Origin of the sequence: Protofrankia sp. Cj3 (assembly GCF_917627355.1) — a bacterium.
GTDB lineage: Bacteria > Actinomycetota > Actinomycetes > Frankiales > Frankiaceae > Protofrankia.
In genome coordinates this window covers 1-4,663 of sequence record NZ_CAKJTR010000268.1, presented here as the reverse complement: position 1 = coordinate 4,663, position 4,663 = coordinate 1, and the positions used below count along the sequence as shown (strand labels likewise).

Annotated in this window: 5 protein-coding genes and 1 pseudogene; all 6 read left to right on the top strand. The window is 65.8% G+C overall.

The annotated features are described in order from the left end of the window. Positions 1-227 (top strand): annotated as a pseudogene (locus tag MJ783_RS22030) (hypothetical protein); the annotation flags it as partial. Then, complete coding sequence (locus MJ783_RS22025; RefSeq protein WP_239313511.1) at positions 224-415, top strand: helix-turn-helix domain-containing protein; 192 nt, start codon at positions 224-226, stop codon at positions 413-415. The pseudogene MJ783_RS22030 and the gene MJ783_RS22025, both read left to right, overlap by 4 nt. Further along, entirely contained in the window at positions 415-1,539 is a 1,125-nt protein-coding gene (locus MJ783_RS22020; RefSeq protein WP_239313509.1) for a site-specific integrase, read from the top strand. The genes MJ783_RS22025 and MJ783_RS22020 overlap by 1 nt, the downstream gene beginning before the upstream one ends. 1,199 nt (positions 1,540-2,738) lie before the next feature. Beyond that, on the top strand, positions 2,739-3,488 hold the full coding sequence (locus tag MJ783_RS22015) for a GntR family transcriptional regulator (protein ID WP_239313507.1): 750 nt from the start codon (positions 2,739-2,741) through the stop codon (positions 3,486-3,488). A 79-nt stretch (positions 3,489-3,567) separates the two neighbouring features. Then, on the top strand, positions 3,568-3,795 hold the full coding sequence (locus MJ783_RS22010; RefSeq protein ID WP_239313505.1) for a helix-turn-helix domain-containing protein: 228 nt from the start codon (positions 3,568-3,570) through the stop codon (positions 3,793-3,795). A gap of 297 nt (positions 3,796-4,092) precedes the next feature. Continuing rightward, on the top strand, positions 4,093-4,386 hold the full coding sequence (locus tag MJ783_RS22005; RefSeq protein ID WP_239313502.1) for a hypothetical protein: 294 nt from the start codon (positions 4,093-4,095) through the stop codon (positions 4,384-4,386). Positions 4,387-4,663 lie beyond the last annotated feature (277 nt).

Sequence of the window (4,663 nt, the reverse complement as noted above, 5' to 3'; positions counted from 1 at the left end):
CCCATGGCCCCGACGGTGGCGAGCGCACCCCGCTCGATGCCTGGGGACGCGACTTCGACGACGACATCGTCATCACCCTCGCCGAATGGCAGTTCCACGCCACCGGCTACGCCCGCACCGGCGACCAGGCCCTCGCGGACATGGCCGCCGACCAAGCCCGATCACGACGCGAAGCCGCCCGCGCTGCTACTGACCAGACCTTCGACATCGAAAGGATTGCATCGTGAGCGGTTCCCTCACGGTTGAGCGCGCGACCTACACGATTGATGAAGTCGCGGTGATTCTCGGGGTGAGTCGTGGCGTCGCGTACGCGATGGCCAAGAACGGAGAGATTCCGGCGTTCCGGGCCGGTGTCCGCCGGTGGGTCGTCCCCTGCGCTCGCTTCGAGTCGTGGCTGTCCGGCAAGGATGTGTGATGGGACACATCGTGAAGACTCCGGCGAGCACCTGGCGGGCGAACTGGCGCGACCCGTCGGGCAGGCAGGTCGCGAAGACTTTCCGGACGAAGAAGGATGCGTCCGCTTTCCTGGCAACGGTCGAGGCGGAGAAGTCGCGTGGCACCTACCTCGATCCTTCGGCTGGCCGCGTGCTGTTCCGCAACCACGCGGGCCGGTGGGAGAAGAGTCGCCAGGTGGAGCTGACCACGGCGGACGCGGCGAAGTCGCGGATGCGCTGCCACCTGATCCCGCAGTGGGGAGACTGGCCGTTGAATAAGATCTCTTTCCTGGATGTGCAGGCATGGGTAACCCGCTTGTCGGGCCGGCTTGCGGCACAGACGGTGATCTCGTGCTTCAGCCTTATGTCGTCGATCATGAAAGCAGCCGTCCGGGAACGCCTAATTGCGGTCAACCCGTGTGAGGGGGTGCGGCTACCATCACGCCGGAAGACTGCGACGTCGGACATACTGATCAGCCGTGAAGAGCTGACCGGCAAGCTCCTTCCGGAGATTCGGGAGCAGTACCGCGCCCTGGTCCTCACCGCGGCCTACGCGGGGCTTCGATGGGGAGAGTGCGCCGGTCTGCACTGGCGGAGTGTCGACCTGATGAAGGGCCGGATCTTTGTCGCGGAAACGGCGGTGGAGGTCTCCGGGCACGTCAGCATGAAGCCCTACCCGAAGACCGAAGCCGGCCGACGTACGGTCCCCACTCCCGTTCTGCTCGCCGCACATCTCCGCCGTCAGGCTGAGCTTGTCGCGTCAGGTCCGGATGATCTGGTCTTCCCGGACTCGGTAGGTCACATCCTGCGTCGGTCGAACTTCCGGCGGTACGTGTGGAAGCCGGCGCGCGAGGCGGGTGGGCTGCCCTCGTCGCTGACCTTCCATGGGCTGCGGCACTGCTACGCAACGTGGCTGGTCTCCGAAGGGGTGCCGGTCAACGTCGTTCAGGTGGCGCTTGGACATGAACGCGCAAGTACGACACTGAACCGCTACACGCACCGGCCCGCCGACTACGAAGACCGTCTCCGGTCAGCCCTGACGGACTGCGATCCCGTCACCGAGACGGGATCTGCTGACGATCCGCTGACTGACGATAGCAAATAGAGATCGCCGATCATGCAAACATGCTGGTGGAGACGCGGGGACTTGAACCCCGAACCCCTGCCTTGCAAACCCTGCGCTTCGCGATGGGATGCCTTCTTTACATGCTTTCTGGTGTCGCCTGATACCGCGTTGGCACGTCCTGCTGCGGTCCTGTGCTGACGGGTATCGCTGACTCTGCTGACGGCTCACTGATTTTGATCATACGAACTGTAGCTCTTCACCACCACGGAGAACAGCGCGGAGGGAGGGGGCATCTCATATCCCGACCCGAACGGTCGGTGCCTGCGAAAGGTACCGACCGTTTTGCGTTGCTGGCGCGGCCCGTAGGGGCGCCCTTGACCAAGTACGGAAAGTTGGCACAGGGGCGCTACGGGGTCGGGTCACCCGGGCTTGTGATCTCTAGACCGCCCGGCGATCTCTAGACCACGGTCTAGACCGTGACCATGCCGTTGACCTGGTGTCTAGACCCCTAGACCAAGCCGACAGCGGCCGGCCGAACAGGCCCGGATGATGCAGCTGCTGTTCGACGGCGTGCCAGCCGGTACCGGTCACACCGCGCTCGCGTCGGCCCTGCCCGCCGAGATCGGCCCGCCGGCTAGGAGCTACGCTCCGTGGCTGTCAGTGAGGTCTGACGGGGGATGACGCAAGCTCCGGGGTGGTCTCTGGCGTGCCCTCATGGACGTGTATGTAGACGTCACGGGGCCTTGCAAGGGCTTGCGTCGTTGCTTGCGTCGTGCCTTGCGTCATCGGTTGCGTCGTCGAGCTTGCGTCACTGTCCGTCGTCGGCACGGGGAGCGTGAACGGCGTAACTGTGGACACACCGCCGCTACGCCGATAGGTGGGCTCGGATGACGGGGTGAGTTCCCGTCCGCCCGCCGGGCTCATGCTTTGGTCACGCTCTGTGGATCTGATGCTTGGAAGGCGAGTAGGGAGGCGTGGGGAGGCTGGGAGTTTTCCCTAGCCACCTCCCTACTCGCCTCCCCAAGGTCAGGCCGCACAAACAGCCGTTTAGGGAGGCTGGGAGGCAGTCTCCCTGAAGCACGTCAGACCCCCGCTGGCGTGGTCTCGGCGAGGTAGCCTGCCTCCCCTCCCAGCTGATAGTGGACACGTTCTGTAACGCCTGGCGAGAGAGTCGCCCGATGACCAGTAAGCTTGTCCTGTCAAGCTGTGCATACAAGATGGTGCGGGTGGGGTCAACGATGGCGCGTGAATCGCAAAGTGACCAGATCGCCAACGAGCTTCGCGAGCGGATCAAGTCAGGTTCGCTCGGTCCAGGCGCCTTGGTGCCTTCGGAACCCGAGCTTGCGCGCGCGCATGACGTAAGTCGCGCGACCGCGCGGGCGGCCCTCCAGGTACTCGAACAGGAAGGGCTCGTGATCGTTCGCCCGAAGAGAGGGCGGATCGTCCGGGGTTTTAGCCGACTCGTCTGGCGTTTGTCGGAGTTCGAGCTACCCGAGAACACCGGCCTAGTGTCGTCTGATGCTTGGGAGGCCGACATCGAGCGTCAGGGCCACGACCCGACGCGACAGGACCTTCAAGTCGAGATGGTCCAGCCTCCACCCCGTATCGCCGAAATCCTCGACTTGCACCCGGATGCCGACCGGTGCGTTGTCAGGCGCCACCTGCGTTACATCGACGGTGAGCCAGGGATCATCTCTGACGACTACTTCGACGAGGCGATCGTCCGAGGGACTGAACTCGCGGCGCCAGAAGATACGACGCGCGAAGACATCCTTAAGGAAACCGGCTACGAGCAAACCTATGACGTGGACGAGATCATTACCCGAATGCCGACCGCGGCTGAGGTCGCACGGCTCTCGATCAGCGCCAACCAGCCTGTAGCCGAACACACCCGCGTCGGGTACACGGCCGCAGGCAAGGCGGTCCGCGTCATGGTGTCGATCGTGCCTGGCTCGGTGCTTGTGCTCCGCTACGTGGTACCGACCTGACATCTTGACTGGACAAGCTTGACGCGCCAAGCTTGGCGGCCGTAAGGTGACTGTGAACCGAACAAGGGAGACACGGACTATGGTTCCGAATCAGGCGCTCACCACCCCCGTTCCCGTGCACGGGAACGACGACCCGCTGATGACGCCGGGTGAGGTCGCCCGGCTGCTGCGGGTAGACCCCGTGACGCTCGGCCGGTGGGCGCGTTCGGGAGCGATCGCCTCCGTGGCGCTGCCGGGCGGTCACCGCCGCTACCGACGGTCGGTCGTCGCGGCGATCCTCGCCACGGCCGGCACCGACGCACGCTGACCCAAACGACAAAGATCCCGGCGGGCTGGCACCCACCGGGATCGAGCACCCCAACCCCCAACCCAGCCAGGGAAGGAATTTGAAGATGCGCAACCAGCGTACCCCCGCAAAGCAGTCCGACGGCGTGAGCCTCCAGTCCGGCGCGCGGGTTATGTCCCACCGCGCCATATGCTCAACGCCCGGATGTGGCGGTTCGGCGTTGCCGACATCGGACATGTGCGGTCCGTGCGCCGCGTTCGACCGCGCGCTGGCGGCCGATGAGGATGCCCGCCAGCCCGCCTCGACGGGCGGCCGGCGATGACGCGCCCCGCCGCCAGCGGGACTGTCCGGACCACCGTGCGGACGACCACCGTGGACATGTCCGGTGGTACCCGTACCTGCGAGACCTGCGGGCAGTCGTTCCCGCCGGGGGTGTCGCATGGGCACGGCTCAGGGCACCATCCCGACTTCGCCCGGGACTACGCCCGAGAGTGGGAAGCCCACCCGCCGACCGGCCGCCGTGGACGACGAGTGGTTGGTCTATTGCCGGCACAGGCCGCCGCGCTGCTCGTCGCCGGGAACCTCGACGGACCCCTGCGACCTGCGCCGTAGCGGGTAGAGGGGGCCATCTCCCCGCCATTCCCACCGCCTTTCCTGACCGCTTTCCGGCAAGTCGGCTCCACTCCCACCCTGTTTCGCCGCGCCGTGCCGCGCCCGGAAAACCCTGGCTGGAGGTGACGTGCTCGCACCCGATCTACCCACCGACCGCATCGAGGACGGCACGTTCGCCGCGCTGTGGTCCCAGATCACCCGCATCCACGGATGCGCACGCCCCATCCGCCTCACCGGCCACATCCGCCACGTCGACACGGCGACCGGGGAGATCCGG